25 protein-coding genes are annotated in these 25,476 nt (G+C 58.7%); 16 read left to right on the top strand and 9 right to left on the bottom strand.

Features of this window, described 5'->3' with window-relative positions:
- Nucleotides 1-59 precede the first annotated feature (59 nt).
- Entirely contained in the window at nucleotides 60-305 is a 246-nt protein-coding gene (locus GA0061102_RS18910; RefSeq protein WP_092852083.1) for a hypothetical protein, read from the top strand.
- Between the two features lie 141 nt (nucleotides 306-446).
- On the opposite strand, the gene GA0061102_RS18915 is transcribed toward GA0061102_RS18910, so the two are convergent.
- From GA0061102_RS18915 to GA0061102_RS18925, 3 genes are read right to left on the bottom strand one after another with little or no spacing between them, the layout of a single operon-like run.
- The gene (locus GA0061102_RS18915; protein WP_092852085.1) at nucleotides 447-1,694 is read right to left on the bottom strand and encodes an enolase C-terminal domain-like protein; all 1,248 of its coding nucleotides are present in this window, start codon (nucleotides 1,692-1,694) and stop codon (nucleotides 447-449) included.
- A 29-nt stretch (nucleotides 1,695-1,723) separates the two neighbouring features.
- Nucleotides 1,724-2,506, bottom strand: a complete 783-nt coding sequence (locus GA0061102_RS18920; protein ID WP_092852087.1) for an SDR family NAD(P)-dependent oxidoreductase — start codon at nucleotides 2,504-2,506, stop codon at nucleotides 1,724-1,726.
- Between the two features lie 54 nt (nucleotides 2,507-2,560).
- The gene (locus GA0061102_RS18925) at nucleotides 2,561-3,454 is read right to left on the bottom strand and encodes an SMP-30/gluconolactonase/LRE family protein (protein ID WP_092852089.1); all 894 of its coding nucleotides are present in this window, start codon (nucleotides 3,452-3,454) and stop codon (nucleotides 2,561-2,563) included.
- A 103-nt stretch (nucleotides 3,455-3,557) separates the two neighbouring features.
- Between GA0061102_RS18925 and GA0061102_RS18930 the strand changes: the two genes are divergently transcribed.
- From GA0061102_RS18930 to GA0061102_RS18960, 7 genes are all read left to right on the top strand, one after another.
- On the top strand, nucleotides 3,558-4,292 hold the full coding sequence (locus GA0061102_RS18930; protein WP_167668017.1) for a FadR/GntR family transcriptional regulator: 735 nt from the start codon (nucleotides 3,558-3,560) through the stop codon (nucleotides 4,290-4,292).
- Nucleotides 4,292-5,494: a mandelate racemase/muconate lactonizing enzyme family protein gene (locus GA0061102_RS18935; protein ID WP_092852091.1), complete on the top strand. Its 1,203-nt coding sequence runs from the start codon at nucleotides 4,292-4,294 to the stop codon at nucleotides 5,492-5,494. Before GA0061102_RS18930 ends, GA0061102_RS18935 begins: the two co-directional genes overlap by 1 nt.
- An 83-nt stretch (nucleotides 5,495-5,577) precedes the next feature.
- On the top strand, nucleotides 5,578-6,270 hold the full coding sequence (locus GA0061102_RS18940) for a GntR family transcriptional regulator (RefSeq protein WP_092852093.1): 693 nt from the start codon (nucleotides 5,578-5,580) through the stop codon (nucleotides 6,268-6,270).
- Nucleotides 6,271-6,307: 37 nt separating this feature from the next.
- Entirely contained in the window at nucleotides 6,308-7,282 is a 975-nt protein-coding gene (locus GA0061102_RS18945; protein ID WP_167668019.1) for a sugar ABC transporter substrate-binding protein, read from the top strand.
- Between the two features lie 72 nt (nucleotides 7,283-7,354).
- The gene (locus tag GA0061102_RS18950) at nucleotides 7,355-8,338 is read left to right on the top strand and encodes an ABC transporter permease (RefSeq protein WP_092852206.1); all 984 of its coding nucleotides are present in this window, start codon (nucleotides 7,355-7,357) and stop codon (nucleotides 8,336-8,338) included.
- Nucleotides 8,335-9,066 carry an ATP-binding cassette domain-containing protein gene (locus tag GA0061102_RS18955; protein ID WP_092852095.1) on the top strand — a complete coding sequence of 244 codons (732 nt, stop codon included), beginning with the start codon at nucleotides 8,335-8,337 and terminating at the stop codon, nucleotides 9,064-9,066. Before GA0061102_RS18950 ends, GA0061102_RS18955 begins: the two co-directional genes overlap by 4 nt.
- A 7-nt stretch (nucleotides 9,067-9,073) precedes the next feature.
- A complete protein-coding gene (locus tag GA0061102_RS18960) occupies nucleotides 9,074-9,829 on the top strand; it encodes an SDR family oxidoreductase (protein WP_092852097.1) in 756 nt (251 codons plus the stop codon).
- 137 nt (nucleotides 9,830-9,966) lie between these two features.
- On the opposite strand, the gene GA0061102_RS18965 is transcribed toward GA0061102_RS18960, so the two are convergent.
- Nucleotides 9,967-11,877, bottom strand: a complete 1,911-nt coding sequence (locus GA0061102_RS18965) for a potassium transporter Kup (protein WP_092852099.1) — start codon at nucleotides 11,875-11,877, stop codon at nucleotides 9,967-9,969.
- A 229-nt stretch (nucleotides 11,878-12,106) separates the two neighbouring features.
- Here GA0061102_RS18965 and GA0061102_RS18970 point away from each other — a divergent pair, with 229 nt between their 5' ends.
- Nucleotides 12,107-12,382 carry a helix-turn-helix transcriptional regulator gene (locus GA0061102_RS18970; protein ID WP_280949830.1) on the top strand — a complete coding sequence of 92 codons (276 nt, stop codon included), beginning with the start codon at nucleotides 12,107-12,109 and terminating at the stop codon, nucleotides 12,380-12,382.
- Between the two features lie 370 nt (nucleotides 12,383-12,752).
- Here GA0061102_RS18970 and GA0061102_RS18975 read toward each other — a convergent pair whose 3' ends face one another.
- From GA0061102_RS18975 to GA0061102_RS18985, 3 genes are all read right to left on the bottom strand, one after another.
- The gene (locus tag GA0061102_RS18975; RefSeq protein ID WP_245298061.1) at nucleotides 12,753-14,258 is read right to left on the bottom strand and encodes an aldehyde dehydrogenase family protein; all 1,506 of its coding nucleotides are present in this window, start codon (nucleotides 14,256-14,258) and stop codon (nucleotides 12,753-12,755) included.
- Between the two features lie 50 nt (nucleotides 14,259-14,308).
- Nucleotides 14,309-15,325, bottom strand: a complete 1,017-nt coding sequence (locus GA0061102_RS18980; protein WP_425348547.1) for a hydroxyacid dehydrogenase — start codon at nucleotides 15,323-15,325, stop codon at nucleotides 14,309-14,311.
- Nucleotides 15,326-15,456: 131 nt separating this feature from the next.
- Nucleotides 15,457-16,626, bottom strand: coding sequence for a LacI family DNA-binding transcriptional regulator (locus GA0061102_RS18985; protein ID WP_139115072.1), 1,170 nt, complete (start codon nucleotides 16,624-16,626; stop codon nucleotides 15,457-15,459).
- Nucleotides 16,627-16,711: 85 nt separating this feature from the next.
- On the opposite strand from GA0061102_RS18985, the gene GA0061102_RS18990 reads away from it, so the two are divergent.
- The 4 genes from GA0061102_RS18990 to GA0061102_RS19005 all read left to right on the top strand — a co-directional run bounded on the left by GA0061102_RS18990 (nucleotide 16,712) and on the right by GA0061102_RS19005 (nucleotide 21,026).
- Nucleotides 16,712-18,052, top strand: coding sequence for an ABC transporter substrate-binding protein (locus GA0061102_RS18990; RefSeq protein ID WP_092852105.1), 1,341 nt, complete (start codon nucleotides 16,712-16,714; stop codon nucleotides 18,050-18,052).
- Nucleotides 18,053-18,141: 89 nt separating this feature from the next.
- On the top strand, nucleotides 18,142-19,044 hold the full coding sequence (locus tag GA0061102_RS18995) for a carbohydrate ABC transporter permease (protein WP_092852212.1): 903 nt from the start codon (nucleotides 18,142-18,144) through the stop codon (nucleotides 19,042-19,044).
- A complete protein-coding gene (locus GA0061102_RS19000; RefSeq protein ID WP_208858664.1) occupies nucleotides 19,041-19,925 on the top strand; it encodes a carbohydrate ABC transporter permease in 885 nt (294 codons plus the stop codon). Before GA0061102_RS18995 ends, GA0061102_RS19000 begins: the two co-directional genes overlap by 4 nt.
- Nucleotides 19,926-19,943: 18 nt before the next feature.
- Entirely contained in the window at nucleotides 19,944-21,026 is a 1,083-nt protein-coding gene (locus tag GA0061102_RS19005; protein ID WP_092852107.1) for an ABC transporter ATP-binding protein, read from the top strand.
- Between the two features lie 66 nt (nucleotides 21,027-21,092).
- Here GA0061102_RS19005 and GA0061102_RS19010 read toward each other — a convergent pair whose 3' ends face one another.
- Nucleotides 21,093-21,878, bottom strand: a complete 786-nt coding sequence (locus tag GA0061102_RS19010) for an HpcH/HpaI aldolase family protein (RefSeq protein ID WP_092852109.1) — start codon at nucleotides 21,876-21,878, stop codon at nucleotides 21,093-21,095.
- A gap of 255 nt (nucleotides 21,879-22,133) precedes the next feature.
- Between GA0061102_RS19010 and GA0061102_RS19015 the strand changes: the two genes are divergently transcribed.
- The 3 genes from GA0061102_RS19015 to GA0061102_RS19025 all read left to right on the top strand — a co-directional run bounded on the left by GA0061102_RS19015 (nucleotide 22,134) and on the right by GA0061102_RS19025 (nucleotide 24,565).
- Nucleotides 22,134-22,784 (top strand): flavin reductase family protein, encoded by a 651-nt coding sequence (locus GA0061102_RS19015; RefSeq protein ID WP_092852111.1) that lies wholly within the window; start codon nucleotides 22,134-22,136, stop codon nucleotides 22,782-22,784.
- Between the two features lie 10 nt (nucleotides 22,785-22,794).
- Entirely contained in the window at nucleotides 22,795-23,604 is an 810-nt protein-coding gene (locus GA0061102_RS19020; RefSeq protein ID WP_092852113.1) for a cupin domain-containing protein, read from the top strand.
- Between the two features lie 82 nt (nucleotides 23,605-23,686).
- Nucleotides 23,687-24,565 carry an amidohydrolase family protein gene (locus GA0061102_RS19025; RefSeq protein WP_092852115.1) on the top strand — a complete coding sequence of 293 codons (879 nt, stop codon included), beginning with the start codon at nucleotides 23,687-23,689 and terminating at the stop codon, nucleotides 24,563-24,565.
- A 12-nt stretch (nucleotides 24,566-24,577) separates the two neighbouring features.
- Here the strand turns inward: GA0061102_RS19025 and GA0061102_RS19030 are convergent, their stop codons facing one another.
- Nucleotides 24,578-25,342: a DNA-binding transcriptional regulator gene (locus tag GA0061102_RS19030; RefSeq protein WP_159432176.1), complete on the bottom strand. Its 765-nt coding sequence runs from the start codon at nucleotides 25,340-25,342 to the stop codon at nucleotides 24,578-24,580.
- Nucleotides 25,343-25,476: the final 134 nt, after the last annotated feature.

Genomic DNA, 25,476 nt, shown 5'->3' on the forward strand with positions numbered 1-25,476 from the left:
GACCTCTGCCGGATTCCGCAGTTGTAGCATCCGCACAGTAAGTGTTCGGTGATCTCCTAATGGGAGGCAAGGTCCGCGGCAACCAGCAACGTCTTGCCGTGGTTGCCAAGCCATTCGTCGCTTACAAGATTGTATTCAAGGGCGTGCCGATGGTCGTGAAGAGGGCGCTAAACTCCTTCGACACCGGCCAGGCGGATGCAGCCTACTCGCTCTGCTACAAGAAGAGCCAGCTCTTCCGCCGGAGTCGATGCTCCTTAAGAACAGCGGTCTCAGGCTGGAGGCGGACTTTGCTCGTCTCTTCATGAAATACGCCGCTCTGGGTTGCGGGACCATTCAGGAGGGCGATCGGGCGCAAGCGCTAGCCCGCATTCTTTGAGAAACCACGTGCGATGTAGCTGTTCTTAAAAAGCCCCGGCTAAGGAGGTTTTTACGCGACTCGCTCGAACTCAATAATCCACGATCCGGTCGTCGGTCGGATCCGCCCAGCGCGTATTCGGCACGGTGGAGAACCAGCCGGGCCGGGCCGGATCGCGATCGTAGAGATAGCCGCCCAGCGATTTATAGAGATCCGAATATTTGCCCAATTTCTCGCGGTCTATTTCCACGCCGAGGCCTGGGCCGGTGGGCACTTTGATCGCGCCGTCAGTATATTTCATCGGACCTCCGACGATGATGTCGTCGGTCAGCTGGTGATAATGCGCGTCTGCAGTATAGACGAGGTTCGGTAGCACGGCGCCGAGATGCAACATGGTTGCGAGCTGAATGCCAAGCTCTCCGGAGGAGTGGACGGCTACCCCCAACTGGAATGTCTCGCACACGCCTGCCGCCTTGATGCAGGGCCGGATACCGCCCCAGAAGGTGGTGTCTAGCAGGATCACGTCGACGGCCGGGTTCAGGACGTTGGTCGCAAGCTGCTCGAAGTTGATGACGATGGTGTTCGTGGCGAGCGGCATGTGCGTGTTTTCCCGCACGCGGCGCATGCCGTTGAGACCCCAGGTCGGGTCCTCGTAGTAGTCGTTGTTGAGGTCCTCGATGCCCTTGGCAAACCGTATTGCCTCTTCGACGCTGAAGGCGGCGTTCGGATCATAGCGGACGGAATCGGCACCGACCGCCTTTGCCAGCGCTCGGAAGACTTCGAGCTCGTAATCCGGCGCAAAGACGCCGCTTTTCAATTTGTGAGCCTTGAAGCCGTGGCTGCGCTTGAGTTCCAGCGCCTGCTCGATCAGCTGGTCGGCGGTTCGGATTTCGCCCTTGCCGGTATCCTTGTTAGGCAGGCGAAAGAAGAGATAGCTCGCAAAGCCGACCTCATCGCGCATTTTTCCGCCAAGGAGGTCATAGGCAGGCACACCGAGAAACTTGCCGATAATGTCGATGCAGGCAAATTCGATGGCCGCGTGCATTTGTGTGCGGTTGTTGTAGAGGCTGGCGGTGGGATTGCAGATTTTGAAGCGCAGTTGCTCGAGCTCGAACGGGTCGTGTCCGACAAGATAAGCCTTAAGCGAACGGAACGCTGCTTCGGCACTTTCGCCACCTCCACCCATTTCGCCGAGGCCGACGATACCGACATCCGTCTCGATCTCGATGATCGTGCGCACGAAGCGACCCCAATGCGCGCCGTTGGAGTGCCGCAGCGGCGCTTCGAGCGGCACGGTCACGGTTGTCGCGCGGATGTCGATGATCTTGGGACGCTTCATGCCAGTCTCCGTTGATTAAATGCCGTCGGTCACTCGGGCAAAACGATACCGAGCTTGGCCATGGTGCCGCCGTCGATCTTCAAGTCGGCGCCGGTGATGAAGCGGGCCTTGTCGCTGGCTAAAAATGCCACCAGATCGGCCACTTCTTCCTGCCTGCCGACGCGGCCTATGGGATGTGCCTTGCCCCATTGAGCGATCATCTCTTCCTGGGTCAGGTCACCCTTGTAAAGGTCCGCCGCCCAGCGCAGCATCGGCGTATCGATCGAAGCGGGGCAGACGGCATTGACCGTGATGTTGTCGGCGGCATGGTCGAGCGCCATGGCGCGCACGAGCGCGTTGATGCCGCCTTTGCTTGCGGTGTAGGCCGCGACGTTCGTCTGCGATGCGTAAGACTGTATGGAGGAAATGGCGACGATCGCGCCGCCGCCGCGCTTCTTCATTTCGGGGATGGCATATTTCGACGCGAGATAGACGCCCTTCAGATTGATATCGAGCACATCGTCCCAGATGTCCTCCGGCGTGTCGACCACCGTGCCATAGCGCTGGATGCCGGCGCAGCAGACGAGAATGTCGATGCCACCGTGCCTCGTTGCAGCCTGCTCGACGGCAGCTTGCATGTCGGCAGCGTTGCGGACATCGCCGACAAAGCCGCTCGTCTTGCCGCTGATCTCTTCCACGGCTCTCTCGATCGATTGCGGGTCGTTGGAAACGATCAGGACGTGTGCGCCGGCATTCGCAAAACGTTCTGAACAGGCGCGTCCCATGCCCAAGCTACCGCCGGTGACGATGATGCTCTTCCCGTCGAATTCCATTTTCGGCACTCCTCCACGCAATAGGGCTTATTAACATTCTACCATACCAGTATGTCAATATCCGAATTTCGGCTCGTCTACGCCGCGAAACTCTGTTTCGATCGCGAGAAGGCTGCCTTCGAGCGGATGAGCACGAAGGTGTTCTGCCGTCATCGTGAAACGCGCCGAGGTGACGAAGAGCGTGGAAAGATCCGCACCGCCGAATGTGCAGCTGGTCGGCCATGAAACCGGCAGTTCGACGAGATCGAGTAGCGCGCCTTCGGCGCTGAAACGCGCGACAGCGGAGCCACCGACCACTCGGCAGTTCCAAAGATGATCATCCGCATCGAGGCAGGAACCGTCCGGCAGCCCCCGTTCGAACCCGCTGACGATAGTGCGGCGGTCGGAGATAGTCTTTGCCTCTGGATCGTAGGCGAAGGAGTAGATTTCATTGGCAAGTGTATCGGCGAACAGGAAGCGGTCATTGCGGGTCCAGCCCATGGTGTTGGTGATGCCGTATTCGTTCGGCGTAAGCTGTTTGACGGTGCCCGACGGATCGATGCGGTAGATCGCGCCCGCATTTGCCATCATCTCTTTCGGCGTGCCGTCCGCATTGAGATTATTCTGCATTGTGGAAACCCAGAAGGAGCCGTCAGGTGCCACGCGGCCCTCGTTCAGCCGATTGCCGGGCTTATCCGGTTCCGGCCTGGCGAAAGTCTCGAACCTCCCGCCGGGTCGCCAGAGGCAGACGTCGCGAGCCAGTCCGACGATAAAGCCGCCGTTCCGGCACATCCCGATCGACGTCGGGAAATCTGGAGTTGACCACGTCTCATGCCGGCTCGTCTTCACTTCCAGCCGATGGATGCGTTTGCCGCCAATATCGACCCAGTAGAGCGCGTTCTCCTCGCTCGACCAGATGACGCTCTCGCCGACGACGTCTTGTGCTTCGAAGAAAATGCCGACCTGCATGTGTCTCCCCAAGGGCTCCACGAAACTGAAGCTTGACAATAGGTAATCGGCAATCTAAATCAAGCTTAAATTATACCTATCATACAGGTTGGGGAAGAGCTTGATGGAACTCTCTTCTGATACGAGGGATGCCGGAGTGCAGCAGGGCGGGGCCGAAGGATTGCTCGGCAGCGTCATGACGTCGGTCAAAGCCTATATCCGCGACAATGGCCTGCAGGTTGGCGATGAATTGCCGAGCGAAGGTGCCTTTGCCGATCTGACGGGCACATCGCGGACGATCGTGCGCGAAGCCTATCGCTCGCTTGCTGCGTTGACGCTGATCGATATCGGCAACGGGCGGCGGGCGCGGGTGGCGGCGCCGAAGGCCGATGTGCTGGCGATGATCACCGACCATGCGGTTCACACGAACCAGGCGACGATCCAGCAGATCTTCGATGTGCGTCGAACGATCGAGAGGCGGACGGTTGCGCTTGCCGCATTGCGCCGGACTGACCGCGAGGCCGCGGAAATCTACGCGCTTGCTGAAGCAATGCAGCGCGATTTCAATGATCCGCAGAAAGTCATGGAGCATGATATCGCCTTTCACGAGGCGATCGGTGTCGCTTCGAAGAACCCGATGTTTTCGCTGATTGTCGGCTCCTTCCATGTCGTGACACGCCACACCTGGCCGATCGGCTGGGCGAGCCGCGGCAGCAACGAGACGCGGCAGGAGAGTATCGACGGTCACTTCGCCATCGCCAAAGCAATCGCCAACGGCGATCCGGCCAAGGGCGAGGCGGCGATGGTCGAGCATTTCGATCTCACCGTGAAAGCCCTGTTGGCGGCGGGTGTCTATTGATGAAGATCACCGCATTCGAAACCGTTCGCGTCAAGGAATTCCCGAATATCCTTTGGGTGAAAATCCATACCGACGAGGGCTTCGTCGGACTTGGCGAGACCTTCTTCATGGCCGAAACGGTGGAAGCCTATATCCATGAGGTCGTTGCGCCGAAGCTGCTTGGCCGGGATCCGCTTCAGATCGACAAGATTTCAAAGGATCTGACTGGTTACCTCGGCTTCCGCTCTACCGGCGTTGAAATGCGCGGCAATTCGGCTGTCGATATCGGTCTGTGGGATCTGTTCGGAAAGGTCACGAACCTGCCGATCGCGCAATTGCTCGGCGGTTTCTCGCGCCGCGAAATCCGGACCTACAATACCTGCGCGGGCAACACCTATATGCGTGAGGCAAGCGGCCAGCAGACCGGCAATTACGGGCTCGGCGGTCCTCGTCGCGATTATGATGACCTGAATGGCTTTCTCGAACGGGCCGACGAACTGGCTGAAGATCTGCTCTCCGAAGGTATTTCGGCGATGAAGATCTGGCCGTTCGACATCGCGGCGGAGGCAAGCGGAGGCCAATATATTTCCGGGCCTGATCTAAGCAAAGTGCTCGAACCTTTCGAGAAGATCCGCAAGCGGGTCGGCGACAAGATGGACATCATGGTGGAGTTCCACTCGATGTGGCAGCTCACGCCGGCGATCCGGATCGCGCGTGCGCTCGAACCTTTCGGCACCTTCTGGCATGAAGACCCCATCAAGATGGATTCACTATCCAGTCTGAAACGCTATGCGGCCGCGAGCTCTGCACCTTTGTGTGCCTCCGAGACGCTAGCCACCCGCTGGGCTTTTCGCGATCTGCTGGAGACCGACAGCGCCGGCATCGTGATGCTCGATCTCTCCTGGTGCGGCGGCATCTCCGAGGCAAAGAAGATCGCAACGATGGCCGAGGCCTGGCATCTGCCCGTAGCGCCGCATGATTGCACCGGACCGGTGGTTCTTTCTGCGTCAACGCATCTGTCGCTCAACGCGCCGAACGCGCTCGTGCAGGAGAGCGTGCGCGCCTATTACCGCACCTGGTATGCCGATCTCACGACGCAGTTGCCGACGGTGACCAACGGGATGATCACCGTTCCGCCAGGACCCGGTCATGGGGTCGAGCTGGCCGAAGATCTTGATAAAAAGTTCAATGTTTATCGGCGCATGGCGAAGGTCGGCGCTTAGATCCGGCAAAAATGCTTGACTTGTATGGTAGTAGGTTAGTACACAATCCACATTAGACCGATATCGGGAGGGAGAGCAGCTGCATGCCGAACGCCAAACCTGCCAAAGTGGTTGCGATAGGCGAATCCGTAGGGCCGCAGGTCTATCGCATCCTGCGCGAGCGGATCATTCAGGCCGAGCTTCTGCCGGGAGAACGGCTGTCGGAATCCGATGCCGCAAAGTCTCTATCGGTCAGCCGCCAGCCGGTGCGTGAAGCTTTCATCAAGCTCTCGGAGGAGGGGCTGGTGCAGGTGCTGCCGCAGCGAGGCACCTTCGTCACCAAGATTTCCGTGGCTTCGGTCATGGACGTGCGTTTCGTGCGCGAGGCGATCGAGGCCGATATCGTCCGCCTGGTTGCCGAAGGCCATGCGCCGGAAACGATAGCGGAGCTGCGTCGGCAGTTGGCCGAGCAGAGGAAGGTCCCGCATGATGATCGCGCCGCCTTTCTGAGGCTCGACGAACTCTTCCATCACACGCTCGCCGCCGCCGCCGGCAAGGCCTATGCCTGGAGCGTGATCGAAAGCGTCAAGGCACAGATGGACCGCGTACGCTTTCTCTCCGTCGACGACCTGCATATCGGTCGATTGATCGAACAGCATGAAAGAATAGTCGACGGTATTGCTGCCGGCGACAAGGCCGCCGCGGAGGAGGCGATCCGGCTGCATCTGAGAGAGATACTGACGTCCTTGCCCGAAATCGCCCGCTCGCGCGCGGAGCTGTTCGACGACACGGAGTGATCGCAGCACAAATTACTGCAAAACAAGGGAGGAAAGCATGCTTAAGAAAATGATCGCCGGCACGGCGCTCGGCCTGTCTTTGATGGCATCCGGTGCTTCTGCGGCAGGACTGAACGTCACATTCATCAGCCACTCTTCGGCCTCCAATACATTCTGGCAGTCGGTCAAGAAGGGCTTTGACGATGCTTGCACGCGCGTCGGTGCCAACTGCCAGCTTGTGCTGACGCAAACTGAAGGGTCGGTCGAACAGGCGGTCGCCAACCTGCAGGCGGCAATCGCCACCAAGCCGGACGCGATTTTCGTCGCCATCGTCGATGACAAGGCTTACGACGCCGCGATCAAGGAAGCCATCGATGCCGGCATTCTCGTGCTTGCCGTCAATGTCGACGACAGTCAGGGCGCGAAGGGCAACGCGCGCAAGGCCTTCATCGGCCAGGGTTTCGTTGCGGCCGGCTACTCGCTTGCCAAAGCCCAATCGCTGAATTTCCCGAAGGACGGCCCGCTCAATCTGCTAGTAGGCGTCAACGCTCCCGGCCAGACATGGTCCGAACAGCGCGCTGCCGGCGTCACCAAATTCCTCGAGGAATACAAGGCCGAGCACAAGGATCGCGAGATCAACATCTCGCGCATCGACTCTGCTACTGACCTCGCCATCACCGCCGATCGCATTGGCGCCTATCTTAATGCCAATCCCAATACGACGGCTTATTTCGACACTGGCTATTGGGATGCAGGTGTCGCCAAGGTACTGAAGGATCGCAGCATCAAGCCGGGCAAAGTGCTTCTCGGCGGTTTCGATCTCGTGCCGGAAGTCCTGCAGCAGATGACGGCAGGTTATGTGCAGGTGCAGGTCGACCAGCAGCCCTATATGCAAGGCTTCATGCCGGTCATGCAGGCCTATCTATGGAAGACTGCCGGCTTGACCCCTTCGGATATCGACACCGGACAGGGCATCGTCACGCCCAAGGATGTTCCGATAATCATGGAAATGTCCAAGCGCGGCTTGCGTTAACCGAACCGTCCAATGACCACCGGCGTCTTGCTCTGTGGAGTAGGGCGCCGCACCATCGCGAGCGATATGCTGATGAAGCGGTTTCTAAAAGTCTATCTCGACAAGCCGGAGTTGGCGGGGCTTGCTCTGCTGATTATCCTGATCGTCCTGTTCCAGATCAAGTCAAACGGCGTGCTGCTGTCGTTTGAGAATATACGTGGCATCATGGGGCTGCTGCCGGAGATGGCGCTCGTTGCCATCGGCGTTACGATATTGATGATATGCGGCGAGTTCGATCTTTCCGTCGGTTCTGTTTTTGCATTGATGCCTATGTCCATGGCAGTCATGTTGAACGACGGCATTCCATTCAGCCTCTCTTTGCTGTTAGGGCTGTTGATCTGCGCATTCATCGGCCTCATCAACGGCTATATCACGCTGCAGTTCTCGATCCCGAGCTTCATTACCACGCTCGGCATGCTGTTTATTGCCCGTTCCCTCACGATCGTTATTTCTGGCGGTTTTCCGCCGCTTCTGCCAGATGATCTGCCGACCTGGCTCTTCACCGACTATATCTGGCAGGGGGCGATCCTGCGCGTGTCCTTCCTATGGTTTGCGCTGATAGCAATTCTCACCGCCGCCTTCCTGTCTCTGACGAACTTCGGCAACTGGATCCGGGCGGTGGGCGGCTTTAATGAAGCGGCGGCATCGATGGGCATCCCTGTCCGGCGTGTGAAGATCGTCTGCTTCATGCTTTGCTCTATGCTGGCGGGCTTTGCGGGCCTGCTGCAAGTACTGCGCCTTGGCTCGCCGCTGCCCTCGATCGGGGAGGGGTTGGAGCTGCAGGCGGTGGCAGCTGCCGTTATCGGCGGGACGGCCCTGGCAGGCGGTATCGGCACCGTGTTCGGCGCGATCATCGGCACGTTGCTCATCCGCACTATCGACAACGGCCTGGTGCTCTCGCGTGTCGATGCCAACTGGTTCAAATTCGCGATTGGCATGCTCACCATGTTTGCCGTCATCGCCAATGCCTGGATGGGCAAGATATCCCGCAAGATCAAGGTGGAGGCACATAAATGACACTGCCGATCATCGAATGCCGCAACTTGCAGAAGTGGTATAGCGGCGTGCATGCGCTGAAAAACGTTTCGCTGACCATCAAGCGCGGCGAATCCGTCGGCCTGGTGGGCGATAATGGCGCGGGAAAATCGACGCTTATCAAAATCCTCTCGGGCGTCCATCACCAGGATGAGGGTCAGATCCTGATCGAGGGCAGGCAGGTCAATTTCCGCTCGCCAAAGGATGCCATGCATCATGGGCTGGAGACGATTTATCAATACAATTCCATGGTCCCGACGATGTCGATCGCTCGCAACCTGTTCATCGGCCGCGAGCCGATGAAGTGGTGCATGGGTAATTTCGGCATCATGGACCAGAAGCGCATGCGAGACGAAAGCATCAAGGCGATCGCCGATGTCGATCTGCATCTGCGCTCGCCGGATGCGCTCGTGGGCGAGCTTTCGGGCGGTCAGCGGCAGGGCGTGGCAATAGCGCGAGCGATGCATTTCAAATCGAAGGTGCTGATCCTCGACGAGCCAACCAACCATCTCTCGGTCAAAGAGACGAACAAGGTCATCGGTTTTGTCCGCGGCCTGAAAGCGCAGGGTCTAACCGGCATCTTCATCTCCCACAACATGCAGCACGTCTTCCAATCCTGCGATCGGATCGTGGCGATGGCGCGCGGGGAGGTCGTTTTCGATCGGCCGACTGCGGAAACCTCGATCGACGAAGTCCACGATCTATTATGAGGCTGAGATGCTGACGCTATCGGGTAAGACAGTTCTGCTGACCGGTGCACTCGGGACATTGGGGCGCGCTCAGGCCAGCCGGTTGGCGGGTGCCGGCGCACGGATACTCATGCTTGACCGCGCTGACGCCGATGCCGGCGAGCCCCTTGCTTCCAGGATTGCAGCGGAGAGCCACGGCGAGGTTCTCTATATCAAGCAGGATCTGGGTAATCTCTCGGCGAGCGAGAAGAACGTGGTAGGGCTTTCCGACGCGCATGGAGGTATCGATATCCTGATCAACAACGCTGCGCTGATCATCAACAAACCCTTCGAAGAGTTTTCGCTGGACGAGTACGAGGAGCAGTTGCGGGTCAATTCTTCGGCAGCCTTTGCGCTCACACGCGCCGTTACACCTAAAATGAAGGAAAAGCGCTACGGCAAGATCGTCAATTTCTGCTCGCTGACGCTCAACGGCCGTTGGGATGGCTATGTACCCTATGTCGCGTCGAAGGGCGCGATATATGGCCTGACGAAGTCGCTTGCGCGGGAACTGGGACCGCATGGCGTTCGTGTCAATTGCGTCTCGCCCGGCGCCGTGGTGTCAGAGGCGGAGGAACGGGTCTTCGGCGATCGGCTGCAGCAATATAACGACTGGATTCTTCAAAATCAGTCGATCAAATCACGTATCCAGCCCGCTGACATCGCCGAGCTGGTGCTGTTTCTCGTGTCTCCCGCGTCAGACATGGTTTCCGGTCAGAACATCGGGATCGACGGCGGCTGGTGACGTCCATCGATGTGGTCGTTGTACGCGCTTCCATGGACGGTATCGTTGCCGCCCAAGGCGTTGACGGTCCACCCTACCTGCGTTGCTGGCCAGCGAGCGAGCGGGGTGGAGGTCTCATTGCGCAAGTCTATGGGTCGCTATATCTCGATTTCCGTTCCGAACTCGATCGCTTGCCTTGCCGGTACTTTGAACCAGACGGCGCTTCGCTCCGAATTGTGCTGTACGAATGCGAATAGGATTTCGCGCCAATAAGCCATCGTGTGCGGATGTCCAGACGGAATGATCGTCTCTCGCCCGATAATATAAGAGATCGTTTCCGGATCGAAACCATCCAAACTTCTATCGAAAACGGCTGCGCGAATTGCCTTCGGGACATCCGGCTGTTCCGTAAAACCGTAGCTTATGACGACGCGGCTTACGCCGAAGCCGAGATCGGACACCTGCGTCCGCGTCTCGTCTGTCACTCTAGGCTGTTCGCTCGATTCCACGGTCACGAGAAGAATGCGCTCATGGAGGGCGTGGTTATGCCGCAGGAAATTTGCCATGGCCAGCGGCATGCCGGTCTTTGCGGACGTGAGGAAGGTCGCGACTCCCGGCAAACGGATGAGTTTCGGATTTGCGATCTTAAGGCGCATCTCCTCTTCGGGGTGTCGCAGCCCCATTCGCATTTTTTCCACGATCTGTTCGCCCCGCCGCCAAGTGAGCATGATGAAGGCGATAAGGGCAGCGAGCAGGAGCGGGAACCAGCCGCCTTCGAACAATTTCATGCTGTTCGCGGAGAAAAAGACGGCGTCGATAATGAAGAAAGTGCCGTTTACGGCGATGACAGCGAACAGATTGTAACCCCATTGCCGCGCGATCAGGGCCGCCAAAATGGTCGTAATGATCATAAGTGCGGAAACCGCAATGCCGTAGGCCCCGGCAAGCGCATCCGACGAACGAAACACGAGCACCGCGGCGATCGTACCGATTGCCAGGAGTGTATTGACGAAGGGAATGTAAATCTGTCCGATTTCGTGCGCAGCCGTATATTTCACATGCATGCGCGGCAAGAAGCCAAGCTGAATGGACTGCTGAGTGAGAGAGAACGCACCTGAGATGATCGCTTGGCTGGCGATGACAGTCGCGGCAGTCGCAAAGAACACCATCGGATAGTGCGCCCAATCCGGTGAAAGCTGGAAGAACGGATTGTCAATCGCATTCGGATCGGCGAGCAGATGACCGCCCTGGCCAAAATAGTTGAGCGCCAGGGCTGGAAGAACGACAGCGAACCACGCAGTACGGATCGGCCCACGTCCGAAATGCCCCATATCCGCATACATCGCTTCGCCGCCAGTTACGGCGAGAAATGCGGCGCCAAGAATCGCAAACCTGCCGCCCCAACTCACCTGCATCATGAACTCCAAGGCATTGAACGGGTTTGCCGCAGCGAGGATCGAGGGGCCTTCCAGCAGGCCCTTGAGGCCGAGCAACCCAATGACGATGAACCAGAGGAGCATAATCGGGCCGAAGATACGGCCGATAGAGGAGGTTCCGTATCGCTGGACGGCAAACAAGCCGACGAGGACGATAATGGTAATCGGAACGACATAGGCGTTAAGCGAGGGTGCATCGACCTTCAGGCCTTCGACCGCCGAAAGGACCGATACTGCAGGTGTGATCGTCCCGTCACCGTAGAGGAGTGCTGCACCCACGAGCCCCACGACCAGCAGGGCCGCCCGTGGTGAGCGGGCGGGAGCTTCGCGGGCGTGCAGAAGAGCCAGCATCGCTACAATTCCGCCTTCACCGCGGTTGTCGGCGCGGAGGATGAGCACGGCGTATTTCAGCGAGACGATGAAGATCAAGGCCCATAAGATCAGGGACACGGCTCCGATCACTGCCTGAGCGTCCGCCGGCGCGCCGTTCGTGGCGGCCTTGACCGCCTCTTTCAGAGCATAGAGAGGACTTGTGCCGATGTCGCCGTAGACGATACCCAGCGCAGCAAGGGGCATCGCAAGGGATTTGCCGGGCTGGTGTTTCAGCGATTTGATATCTGTCGTCGCAGCCATCAATCCCCCTTAGTTATTTATGCTGAGACTATAGTCGCGAACATGGTTTGGGAAGGGCTGATGCTGCGTTACTGAACATCGTTCTGCTTGTTGATGCTTGGCGAGCTGAATAACCCGTTCATTGATCTGACGCATTGCGTCACACTTGAACTCTTTGATGAAAATCGAGGGACTATTCAAAATGGGTCGAAAAAGTCTGGCCAAAACCGGTTGAGTTTAAAGGGTTCAAGTGGGTGAATTGGCGAAGGCGGCTGGTATGTCGCGGGCCACGTTTGCGCTTCACTTCAAAGCTGCCGCAGGTGTCGGCCTGGTCGGTTATCTGACAGAGTGGCGGATGCTGCTGGCGGACCGTGCTCTTCGTCAAGGCAGAGTCTCGCTGGCAAATTTGGCTCAGTCACCCGGTTATGCGAACGAGAGCGCCCTCAGCCATGCGTTCAAACGTGTTATCAGCCGTTCGCCCAAACGGGCGCGCGGTACGCGGTATTGGCCGGATGGGATGTCGTGACGGCGATGCGGAAAAGGCTTGCAATAGGATGACGGGTTGAGACGAAGCGCTGAAGCCGCAGTGCGGCGAGCAGTGCGCGTCAAGTTAAGCTCGCTCCTGGCATTGATCAGCCGCAAGGCGGGTCTTTCCAATGAAGACGTCGCCGATTTACAAGGTGTTTGCGACAAAGCGACCACCGAGCCGATGAGTTTCGAATGATATTGATAGACACGAACGTCATCTTAGAGCCACCAAGGCGGCTGTTGCGATGGCGGTGGCGGCACACGCAGATCCCGGCAGGTCGAGGCGCTGCCGCAAAGTACAGGCTTAGCAGACACAAGGTGAGAAGCTCTTTGGACGGGCTTCTCTCCCCAATAGCCCGGACTTGCGACTATCCTGGAAAGGCTGAGAGCGAGACGTGTACGCTCTTTAGCTCGGAATATTCGTCGAAACCGTGCTTGCCGAGTTCGCGACCAACACCGCTCTGCTTGTAGCCGCCGATCGCTAGCTGCGGAGCGCCATCTCCCATGCCGTTGATCCAGGTGCGCCCCGCTTTGATGCGACGGATAGCCTGGAAGGCCGTCGAAATATTCCTCGACCAGACGCAGGCAGAGAGGCCATAGGGTGTGTCGTTGGCCATGCGGATCGCTTCTTCTGCGGTCTTGAAGCGGAAGGTGGTCAAGACGGGACCGAAGATCTCGTCCTGGGCAATGGTCATCTGTCGCGTGACATCGGTGAAAATCGTCGGGGCATAAAAGGCGCCGGCCTTGCCCAAGGTGTTGCCGCCGACCAGCAGCTGCGCGCCGTCAGCCTTGCCCTGCTCGACATAGCCTGCAACCTTGTCCAGATGCCCCTGGTGGATGAGGGCGCCGACATGGACCCGATCATCCAAGGGATCTCCCGTGACGATCTGCGCAGCGACCGCTTGAACCTTTTCCAGAAGCGCATCGGCGACGCTCTCATGGACGATCAGGCGGCTGCCGGAGATGCAGACCTGCCCGGAACAATGAAAGACGCCGCCCGATATCTTTGCGGCCGCTGCATCGAGATCCGCATCTGCAAAGACCACCTGTGGTCCCTTGCCGCCGAGCTCCAGCCCGACCTTCTTGATATTCTGCCCGGCAATGGCGCCGATCAGGCGCCCGACGCGCTGCGAGCCGGTGAAGTTGACGACATCGACATCCGGATGCTCCGCCAGAATCTGGCCGACATCGGCTCCATATCCGGTGATAACGTTCAGCACGCCCTCGGGCAATCCGGCCTGAAGCGCAAGTTCGGCCATGCGGATCGTCGAGCCCGATGTGAATTCGCTCGGCTTGATGACAACGGTGCAACCCGCGCCGATCGCCCAGGGGATGCGCTCCGAGCCGATCAGCAGTGGAAAATTCCATGGCGTTATCAGGCCGACGACGCCGGCGGGCTCCCGAAGGATGAGGCCGATCGTATTCGGGCCGAGATCATTATGGGCTTCGCCCTCCAGCCCTTGGACATGGCCGGCGGCATAGCGCCAAAGACTGACGGAAAAGCCCATCTCTCCGCGAGCCTGGCTGATGGCCTTGCCGACCTCCAGCGCTTCGATGATAGCCAATTCCTCTATATTCGCCTCGATCAGGTCGGCGACGCGATTCATGATGCGGGCGCGCTCACCGCCGGTCATCCTTGGCCAGGGGCCGTTGTCGAATGCTAGACGTGCAGCGGCGATTGCCGCCTCGGCATCGTCGCGGCTGCCTTTCGGGATGATGCTGACGATGTGGCCGGGATGGGCCGGGCTTTCACGCGCAATCGTCTCTCCTGAAAGGGCGGGAACGGATTTACCGTCGATCACCATGCCATAACGGCGCTCCTGCAATAGCCGCGGATCGTCGAGACGAGGTGTGATGAAGGGGAATGCGGACATCTGTCTATCCTCACGATATGAAATCCCAGGCGGTCTGCGCGTCCGGCATCTCATGCCTGGTAGCGCAGTCCCTCCAAAGTCAGCTTGTGTTGCAATGGGTCGCCAGCGACGAAGCGTTCGATCTCGTCGGTAATCAGTCGGCCCAGGCGTTGCCGCTCATTGCCGATCGCGCCGGCGATATGCGGGGTTAGAACAACATTCGGCAGCTCGTAGAGCGGCGATGTCGGAGCAAGCACCTCCGGCTCCGTAACATCGAGAATGGCAGACAGCCTGCCGCGCGAAAGCTCGGCTTCCAGCGCCGCCTGATCAACAAGGCCGCCGCGCGCGGTATTGATCAGCGTTGCGCCATCCGGCATTCGGGCGAGCATTTCGGCATCGATCATATGCTGCGTCGCCGCCAGCAGTGGCGCGTGCAGCGACACGGTCTGGCACTCGGCCATGAGTTCGAGAAGAGACGCTAGCCGAGTACCCAATTGCTCGGCTTCGGCGGCACTGATGAGCGGATCGTAAAGCAAAATGTCCATATCGTGCGGCCGAAGGAACTCGAGGACCCGACGGCCAATTCGAGAGGCGCCGACAATGCCGACCTTCTTGTGCCAGCTGCCGCTATCGCCGTCGAAGGATTGATGCATCTCGAGCGAGCGCCGCTGCTGCGCGTAGAGTTGCCGGAAGCGGAAGACATCCTTATTGGCGAAGAGGATCGCAGCCAGCGCAAACTCCGCGACGGGAACCGCGTTGGCGGCCGCGGCATTCGTCACCGCGATCCCCCTTTCGAAGAGGGCAGGCCCGATGAGGTGTTTCACTGAACCCGCCGCATGCGCTACGAGCTTCAGAGACGGTGCAGTTTCCAAAACGGCAGCATCAATGGCAGGGCAACCCCAACCGGTGATTAGGATATCCGTATCGGCGAGCTGTGCTCTCGCAACCTCACTATGAAACTCCCTGAGAGGTTCGCCGGCAACGATGCGGCAGAAGTTTTCAAGCCGATTGAGGTCCGCATGAGAAAACAACTTCTCTATCCCGAGCGGGCCGAAAGCAAAGCTGAGCTTTGGCGAGGGTCTAATCAGTCGGGGCGATGTCAACAGCGAACTCCTGGCGGAACAAAGCCCGCAAATGCCGAATGGCAGTTAGGCCATTCGCGCTAGGAGATCGCATATAAACGCAAATTGCGCAATATAAGAACGAATATTTCTCTATTTTACGCAAATTGCGCAATTGTCGCGCCGGGCTGCAACGTGACGGCGCATTCCAGCTGAACGGGCATGACGTCAGGCTCTGCGATCCGCCGCTGCGCCAGAAGAATAGCCTGATGGGCCATTTCGAAGCAGTTGACCCGCATAGTCGTCAGCCGGGGATGCATCATCGCCGCATAGGGCAGATCGTCGAAGCCAATGACCGAAATTTCTCCCGGAACGCTGAGACCTGCGGCTTCGAGTGCACTCATCAGTCGGAATGCACCCATATCGTTGGCGCAGAACACGCTGGTCCAGTCCGCTTCGCCCTTGGCTCGTCGTTCCACTTCCGCCAGGAGTGCCGTGTCAACACCGTTAGCGACCCCGATCGCCGTGCAAGAAGCGTCGGGAAAGTCCTCCAGTGCTGCGTAGAAACCACGGCGGCGCTGAGTCGTCGTCCAACGCGTATGATCATGAATATAAAGCAGTTTTCTATGGCCGGCCTGAAGCAGCGCCCGACCAGCCATACGTGCGCCGTAAAAATTATTGGGTGCGACACAGTCGAAGCGCATCTCGGGATCATATCCGTTGACGAGGATCGCGCGGTGACTTCCGTTGAGAAAATATCCGGCCAGCTCATCGGTGAGGTCGATGCCGACGAAAATCGTCACATTGGCCTCTTCCTTTTCCTGATCACGCTGCATCCGTTCTGGTCCGAGCGAAGTTTCATCCACCATGCGGATCGAAAGGCTGTAGCCACCATCGTGCGCCTTGTCGCGCAACCCCGCGATAACGGCCTCATAGAAGGGTGCCAATCCTCCTGTCGCCAGGCTGCCGGTCACATAGGCCCGCAGGTGGCTCGTCGGCTGAGCCGCAATTCGAGGCCGGCCGAGATAGCCGGCATCCTCCGCAATCTTGCGAATTTGCATGCGCCGCTCATCGCTGATCCCACGCGCATCCGAGAGTGCGCGCGACACGGTGCTGACGGAAACTCCGGCCGCCTTGGCAATTTCAAGCTGATTTGCGTTGGACTTAGGTGAACGAGTCAAATGCCTACCCTTCAATTTATCCCCGATAATCACGGGATTCCCGGGAGAAATCCATCCCCGCACATCGATATCAACGGCGTTGTTGTCGCTGCATATACGAAATTTGCGACATATTTCGCACATGTCCGCAAATTGCGCAATTGACAACGCAAATTGCGCGTGATGAATTGCGCGTCATCACGAAAGAACCGATCCGGAAGGGGCGGTTTCGTTGAATGTGGGAGGACATGCAATGACCAACGACATGAAAAGGGACGCCATCCAGATCGCCTTGAGCCGTCGTCAGCTGCTGCAGGCGGCTGGCGTAGGCGCAGCTGCCGCCGCATTTTCCGGCATCGGCTCATCCGCCGCCGCGCAAGAGAAGGTCGAGCTGACGATGTGGGCCTGGACCCCGAATACACAGGCGGAGATCGATCTGTTCACCAAGGCTTTTCCGCATATCAGCGTCAAACTCGAGAATGCCGGGCAGGGGCCTGACGAATATGTCAAGCTGCGCAATGCGATCCAGGCAGGCACGGGCCTGCCTGACGTTGGCCAGGTCGAGTTTACCAATATCCCCGGCTTCCGGCAGCTCGAGGCGCTCCTCGATATGGGCCAGCACGGCGCGAATGACGTCAAGAACAAGTTCATCGACTGGACCTGGGCTTCCGCCTCCGACGGCAATGCGGTTTTCGGTATCCCGTGGGACTCCGGCCCGATGGGCATTCTCTATCGAGCCGACGTGCTGGAGCAGCATAAAATCGAGGTGCCGAAGACGTGGGCCGCCTTTGCCGAAAGCTCGAAAGCGCTGAGCAAGGCATCGCCGGATACCTACCTCACCAATTTTGGCGGTACTGCCGACGGCGGCTGGGTCATCGCGCTTCTGGCCCAGGCGGGCTGGAAGCCGTTCGAGCTCAAGGGCACCGATCTCAAGCTCAATCTGAACGATGCGATCGCGAAGAAATGGGCCGCCTTCTGGCAGGATCTGATCGATGCCAAGGCCGTCGGCGTCAAAACTCCGGTCTGGACCACAGACTGGTTCACCGGCCTCGACGAAGGGACCTATGCCTCATGGATGACCGGTGCCTGGGGCGCGGTGTTCATTCCGCAATTCGCCAAGAAGAGCAACGGTCACTGGCGTGCGGCTCCCCTGCCGCAGTGGGATGAGGGAAAATACGTTTCCGCCAATCTTGGTGGTTCCACGTTCGCGGTGTTCAAGACGACGAAACATCCGAAGGAAGCGACGCAGCTTGCGATGTTCCTCGGTGCTGATCCCGAAGCCTCACGCCTCTGGAACACCAAGCAGTTTCTCTTCCCCGTGCTCAAGGAGCTCGTCGCGGATCCCGAACTGATCAATCACAAATACGATCTCTACGGTGGCCAGGCGGTCAACGCGGTCTTCGTCGAAGCGGCCAAGCACGTCGACTCCTCGTTCCAATATGCGCCGTTCCAGGACTATCTCGCTGGTCAGGTGCAGCAGGAGCTTTCCGCCTCCATCGGCGGCAAGGGATCGCTTGGCGACGCCTTCGATCGCCTGCAGGACGTCGTCAGCGCTTATTGCTCCGATCAGGGTTACACCGTTTCCAAGGGGTGAGTACCGGCATGCGGGCTGCAGGCACCCGCATGCTCATTCGCAAGCCCGCGCTTCGGCGCGGGCACATTTCGCAGCCGGAGATAAAGCAGATGGCCGGTCCTATCAGCCGCAAACGCCGCCGCCGCGTGGGCAAGAGACTGGCACCTTTCCTCTTTCTTGCCCCCTTCGCGCTGCTGTTCGTCGCCTTCCTGATCGCGCCGATGCTCTATGCGCTTAACCTGGCGGTCTACAAGACGACCGTGGTCGCCGGCACCAAGTTCGTCGGGGCGGATAACTTCGTCCGTGCCCTGGGCGATCCGAAATTCTGGCAGGGCGTCATCGTTCTCCTGAAATTCGCCGCCATCCAGATCCCCGGAATGGTCGCGATCGCACTGCTGATCGCACTTATCCTCGACAGCGGCACCGTCTATGCCAAGAGCTTTTTTCGCGTCAGCCTGTTTCTGCCCTATGCCGTGCCTGCCGTCATCGCGACCCTCATATGGGGCTACTTGTACGGCCCGGCTTTTGGTCCGTTCACGCAACTGGCCAATGCCATCGGCCTTCCGGCGCCAAACTTCCTCGGGCCGATCACAATCCTCCCGTCGATCGCCAACATCGCAAACTGGGAATATACCGGCTACCAGATGATCATCTATTTTGCCGCGCTGCAGGCGATCCCAACGGATCTGGAAGAGGCAGCGTCGATGGATGGTGCCAGCAGCTTTATCTACGCGCTGCGCGTCAAGCTTCCGCTGATCGCACCGATGGTCGTCGTCACGATCATCTTCTCGATCATCGGTTCGCTGCAGCTCTTCTCGGAACCCTATCTGTTGCGCAATCTGGCACCGCTCAGCATCACCAATTCCTATACGCCGAACTACTATGCCTACACGCTCGCCTTCGCCAATCAGCAATATAATTATTCCGCTGCCGTTTCCTTCGTCTTAGGCGCAGTGACTGCCGTGATTTCCTATGCCTTCATGCTGATCGTCAACCGCAGGGGCAACGCATGACCATCGTCGGCAAGTCCAAGCGCTCCCCCTCGTTCCGGCGCAATCGCTGGATGCTGTCCGCCATTCTGCTGGTCATATGGTTCTATACGGCTTTGCCGCTCTTCTATGTCCTGGTATCGGCGTCGAAATCCAATAACGATCTGTTCACGACATTCGGCCTCTGGTTCACAAGCGACTTCAAACTGGTGGAAAATATCGGGCAGGTCTTCAGCTTCCAGGGCGGCATCTTCGCCCGTTGGCTGCTCAATACCATCATCTATGCGACAACCGCCGGCATCGGTGCCGCTCTGTTTTCGACGATGGCCGGATATGCGCTTGCCAAATACGACTTCCGTGGCAAGCGCCTGATCTTCGCCATCATCCTCGGCGCAGTCATGATCCCGCAAACGGCCCTTGTCGTGCCGCTGTTCCTGCTGATGTCGAAGGTCGGTATCGTCAATACGCCCTGGGCCGTCATTCTTCCGTCTCTCGTCTATCCGCCCGGCGTTTTCCTGATGCGCGTCTATGCCGATGATGCGATACCGAACGAGCTGATCGATGCCGGCCGAGTCGATGGTGCGGGCGAGCTGCATATTTTCTTCTCATTGGCGCTGCGCCTGCTGATGCCCGGCTTTGCCACTGTGCTCATCCTGTCCTTCGTTGCGACCTGGAACAATTACTTCCTGCCGCTGGTCGTCCTGAGTTCGGCCGAATATTTTCCGGTCACCGTCGGTCTGGCGCAATGGTATGCGACGGCGACGGTTGGCTCCGGCGGCGGTGCTGCGCTCTTTACCCTCGTGCTGGCCGGTGCGCTGATCAGCATCGTTCCCGTCATCATTGCTTTCATCGTCATGCAGCGTTTCTGGCAAGGCGGCCTCGGTGCCGGCGGCGTCAAGGCTTGAAGCTGCGGAGAGATCGACATGGCCGTTATCGAATTGAAAAACGTAAGAAAATCCTTTGGCGCACTGGACATCATCCGCGGGCTCGATCTGCGGATTGAAGATGGAGAGTTCGTCGTCTTCGTCGGCCCCTCCGGCAGCGGGAAATCAACGCTGCTGCGCCTCGTCGCCGGTCTGGAGGAAGTCACCTCCGGCCAAATCCTGATCGGCGGCGAGGATGTCACCGAGCTTGGGCCGGCGGACCGGGCCTTGTCCATGGTATTCCAATCCTACGCTCTCTATCCGCATAAGACTGTGCGCGCCAACATGGCCTTCGGCCTTGAGGTCGCGCGGACGCCACGCGCCGAGATCGAGCGTCGTGTCCAGGCGGCGGCAGCGTCCTTGCGTCTCGAAAACTATCTCGACCGCAAGCCGAAGGAACTGTCCGGCGGCCAACGCCAGCGTGTCGCGATCGGCCGCGCCATCGTCCGCGATCCGGTGGCGTTTCTCTTCGATGAGCCGCTTTCGAACCTCGATGCCGCCCTGCGTGCGGAAATGCGCATCGAAATCGCCCGGCTGCATCAGCGGCTTGGCGCAACGATGATCTATGTTACCCACGATCAGGTTGAGGCGATGACGCTTGCCGACAAGATCGTAGTGCTCAAGGACGGCGCGATCCAGCAAATCGGCTCGCCGATCGAACTCTACGAGAAGCCGGCCAACCTCTTCGTCGCACAGTTTCTCGGTTCGCCGAAGATGAATGTCTACGACGTCGAGCCGACGGCGGAAGGGTTGAAGATCGCTTCCGGTGGCCTGTTGCAACTGCCTTCGGTGCCTTCCGAGGCTGCCAAACTCGGTGCGCGCCCGGAGCATATCGGCATCCTGGCGTCGGGGCAGGGCAATCTCGAAGGCAGGATCGACGTCATAGAGCGGCTCGGCTCCGACACCTATGCCTATGTCGCGCATGACGGCAATCAACTGACGACTGTCCGTCTGCCCGGCAACGTCCAGCTGCGCGTCGGCCAAGCCGTCAGCCTTGCCATCGATCTAGAGCAGTTGCACCTTTTCGACAGAGAGACCCGCTGCATTTTGAATGGCGGCACTGGCACGTCATTGCCGGGTTAGCGATCGGGCAGACCTCGCTCCCGACCCCGTTAGCGCAGCGGATAAGACTTGCGTTCAAATCGATGCCTATTTCCCTTCAACAAAAACCTGGGCTCCACGCATGATTTGACGCGCCGCATTGCGAAGCATGCCCTGATCCGAAGACACGATGAAGGAGGAGACGCCCTTTGCCGCCAGCGGCGCCATGTCCTCCACGCTATCGACCATCATCCACACGGACGTATTGGTCTTGCGGGCAGCATCGATGATCGTGTCGACTGCGCTGACGATCGCCGGATCGTCTCTTGTGGCCGCGCCGAATGCGACGGTCAGATCGCCTCGCCCGATGAACACTGCATCCAACCCTTCGACGGCGACGATATCCTCGATATTCTCGACCCCGGCAGGATCCTCGATCATGGCGATCGCCGCGACGCCGCCATCGGCTTCATCAATATGTTTCCACATGGATTTTGCACCATAGTCGCCAGCGCGCGTGACGGCGGAGAACCCACGGCGGCCACCTCTATAGCGACACGCTTCGACCAGCTTTTCTGCTCGATCCACGCTGTCGATATGCGGCGCAAGAATGCCTGTAGCTCCGCAGTCGAGTGCCGAAAGTATGCCGTCGGGGGTCAAGGCGGGCACCCTGACAATCCCCGATATGGCTGAGGCTTTACAGGCGAGCAGGGCTATGTCGGTGGCCATGCGATCGAACACGCCATGTTCCTGATCGATCACGACGAAATCGAAGCCCGCGCTCGCCAGTATTTCGATCGATGACGGGCTGGGGATTTTTACGAAGCTGCCCGTCAGTCTTTGACGGTCCGCAACTCGCTTCCTTAGAGGAAGATGAGGGTTACGTTCACCCATTCTCGCTCTCCTATATGGCGTCAGGCCTACGATCTCTTGGAGGGCAGCAATACATCTCCCGGCCACGCATCGTTTCGGTTTCTGGTCGCGTTTCAGTAGCTGAAACGATTGGATTCTGAACTTGTCCCGAAATTTCGTCTTGCATAGCGTCCGGCGAAACGGTGCAGAACGTCGATCGATCCAATCGCGGCATGCGCTCCGATCTTCGTGAGATCGCCGCGCAACTCGGGCACCGTGTCAGCTGGAGAGTTTCTTATGCCCAATACCGAGCCCGTCTTTGTCGACATCGCGCTAAAGACCTACAAAAGAGGCATCTTGAACGCGATCATCGCCCCAAGACCGATAGGCTGGATGAGTACGGTGGATAGCAAAGGGAATGCCAATCTGGCCCCTTATTCCTATTTCAACATCATGTCCAATGAGCCGCCGATCCTGGCATTTTCGTGCAACACGCCAGAAGATCGCCCTACCAAGGACACACTGAAAAACGTCCGGGAAACCGGCGAGTTCGTGTTCAACCTGGTCAGTTACGACCTGGTCAAAGAGATGAACATGACCTCTGCGCCACTCCCCGCCGGGATGGATGAATTCGAATATGCCGGACTGGAAAAGGCGGAATGCATCTATGTGAAGGCGCCACGTGTCGCTCGGTCTCCTGCTGCACTGGAATGCAAGGTCGTCGAGATCGTCCGGTTGACCAACGAATTGGGCGGCGCAAACGTAAACGTCACTTTTGGAAAAGTCGTCGGCATGCATATCCAGCCCGACTTCCTTGAAGACGGCGGATATTTCAACACCGCCCTTGCCCAACCCGTCACGCGCCTGGGCGGCGCCGAATACGCTATCTCCCAGCCAAGCTTCGAGCTGCAGCGGCAGTTCACGCGCGCCGATGAAAGCACCTATTGAGGTCTGAACGATGATTTTACGCCCGGTTTCGCTTTCCTACTTTTCCAAGGACCCTGCCAGACGCTCCGTCATTCGCGGCCAGAATTTCTCCGTCGAATGCGTCAGAGGCGCAAACGCCACGGAGCATATGATCCATAGCGATCGGGAGACAATCCTCATCCTTGCCGAAAGCGCCGCGACGCTGATAACGGATTTCGAGACGGTGGATGTCGCGTCCCGTTCTATAGCCATCGCACCGGCCGGCACGCTCAGGCTTCGCCTGCCGCAAGCTGCAAGATGCTTCGTCTTGACGACTGGCCGCACCGACATCGACCCTCGCGATATCATCAATGCGAGCGATTACGACACGCTCGATGAACGTGTCCTGCCTGTCGTAAAGCCCATGGAGCGGCTCGCGAAGGATGCCAAGCGCGTCCATACCTACCAGGTGGATGAGGTCCCGTTCCCGGACGGCAACCCGAGACTGAAGTTCTTTCAAAGCGAGACGATGAGTATCAATTGGGTCGAATACGACGGGCAAAGGGACCGAACGAAGCTGTCGCCACATGCGCATGAGGATTTCGAACAAGGATCCCTCGCGATCGCAGGCGACTTCATGCACCATATCCGCACCCCATGGGCGTCCAATGCAGAACACTGGCGCGATGATCAGCACATAAAGGCGTCGGCGGAAAGCATGCTGATCATTCCGCCCGAGCTTATTCACACGACGGAGGGCGTCGGCACCGGGCAGCATATTCTCATCGACGTGTTCGCGCCGCCGAGAACGGACTTCATCGCTAAAGGCTGGGTGTTCAATGCCAGCGATTACCGGGCGTGATTAGACGGTAAGTTCCCTGGATTGCCGAAAGGCCGTCGATCTCAACCCAGTCAACGAATTTCGTTCGAACGGAGATGCCGTCATGCGACCCGAAACGCGGACAAATCCGCTTCCCTTCAAACATGGCGTTTGCGATTGCCACGTTCACGTGTTTGACGACCCGGAGACGTTTCCGTTCGAAAATACCCCGGCCTACGCGCCGCCATTTTCGCCGGCGAGCAGCCTTGTGGCGGAAGCCACTCGAGTGGGCGTGTCGCATGTCGTCCTCGTCCAGCCGACCCCCTATGGGCGAAATCTTGATCTGTTGAGGGCAACGCTTAAGAAACTGGGTGCGCAGGCCAGAGGCATCGGCGTGGCCGACGCATCGATCGGTGCCGATGGTTTTACGGCTCTCAAAGGGGAGGGCATCGCCGGGCTGCGGTTCGTCGAAAACTTGCTGCCTGACGGCAGCCGCATGCCTGGGACCGTGCCGCTCGACACTCTGTTCCAGAAACTCGCGCCCGATTTGGCGGAGGCTGGTATGCATGCGGAGATCTGGGCGCCATTATCGACGACGCTCGAACGGTGGCCGGAACTGGAAAAGACGCGGGTTCCGATCGTGCTCGACCATATGGGCGGCTTTGATCCGCAACTCGGACTAGAGCACCCACATTTCCAGCGCCTCCTCGCATTGGTGCGGGACGATGCCGTCTGGGTCAAGCTCGCCGTCTGCCGGCGCGCGATCGGTGTCGGTTACGATGCCATCAGGCCCTTCCACGATGCCTTGGTGGAGGCCAACAGCCACCGCCTGTTGTGGGCAACCGATTTTCCTTTCGTGCGGTTTCCCGGAACACCACCGACGATCCCCTATCTGCTGGATCTCTTCAAAATGTGGGTTTCGGATAGCGTCTTGATAGAGCGAATTCTCTCTGGTAACCCGACCAAACGATACGGTTTTCAACCGTCCTTGCGCGATCAATGATCTGGTGGTGCTTCATGAAGCCTGCAACTGCGCTTCGATGGCCGCGACATTCTCGCGCAACGCTTCGATAATGGCTTTCCGGTTTTGATTTCCGCGCAAGGCGGACCTGAAGTAAGTGACGCCGAATGTCGCAAGGACCCGCTCGCCTGAGCGGATCGGAAATGCGATCGTGCCGGAGCTTTTCGGCTCAAGCTCGGGGTTTCGTTCCGCAAACCCCTTCGCTCTCGTGCGAGTGACCATTCTTTCGAACGTACCCTCGCTCATCTGATTGTTTTCCGGGTCCTGGGAGGCCCGCATGACATCCCGCAAAATTCGCTGTTCCTCGGGCGGGCAAAAGCAGACATAGGCTCGGCCCAGCGCACGGCCGCCCAAACTCAGGCGTCGCCCGAGCGACGCATGAAAGGGCGAAATCGGACTGTCGGGGATCGTGCTGTAGTTGATGACGACCGCATCGATATCCAACGTGCATATCGCGCAAGGCCACAATATCTCCTTCGTCAGCTTATCGGCGAAGGACCGCGCCACCTCGATGACTTTCGGAGCGCCATGAAATCCGGAACTCAGGTTGGCGATTGCCGAAGTGACATGGTAGCCGCGTGTTTTCTCATCTTGATTGACATATCCGGCGGCGATCAGCGTCTGCAGAAACCGCACGACCGTCGGCTTCGGAATGCCGGTACGCGAATGTATTTCCCTCACCGTCACGAGGCCACCCTGGTTCACGGCGGCAAGGACCGCAAGAGCCTTGGTCACCGCTTGAACAGGCGCGAATGTCATCAGAAACCTCCAACAGCCGAAAACACCGGGCCGCACCGGACGCAAACCAGGCGGGATCGGTCTCCCACTTCCGATTAGATCGTTATGCCAATCCCGCGCAAGAGCAGTGTCTGCAGGTCCGCAGTTCGTTTCAT

Source organism: Martinezella miluonensis, assembly GCF_900094545.1.
GTDB lineage: Bacteria > Pseudomonadota > Alphaproteobacteria > Rhizobiales > Rhizobiaceae > Rhizobium > Rhizobium miluonense.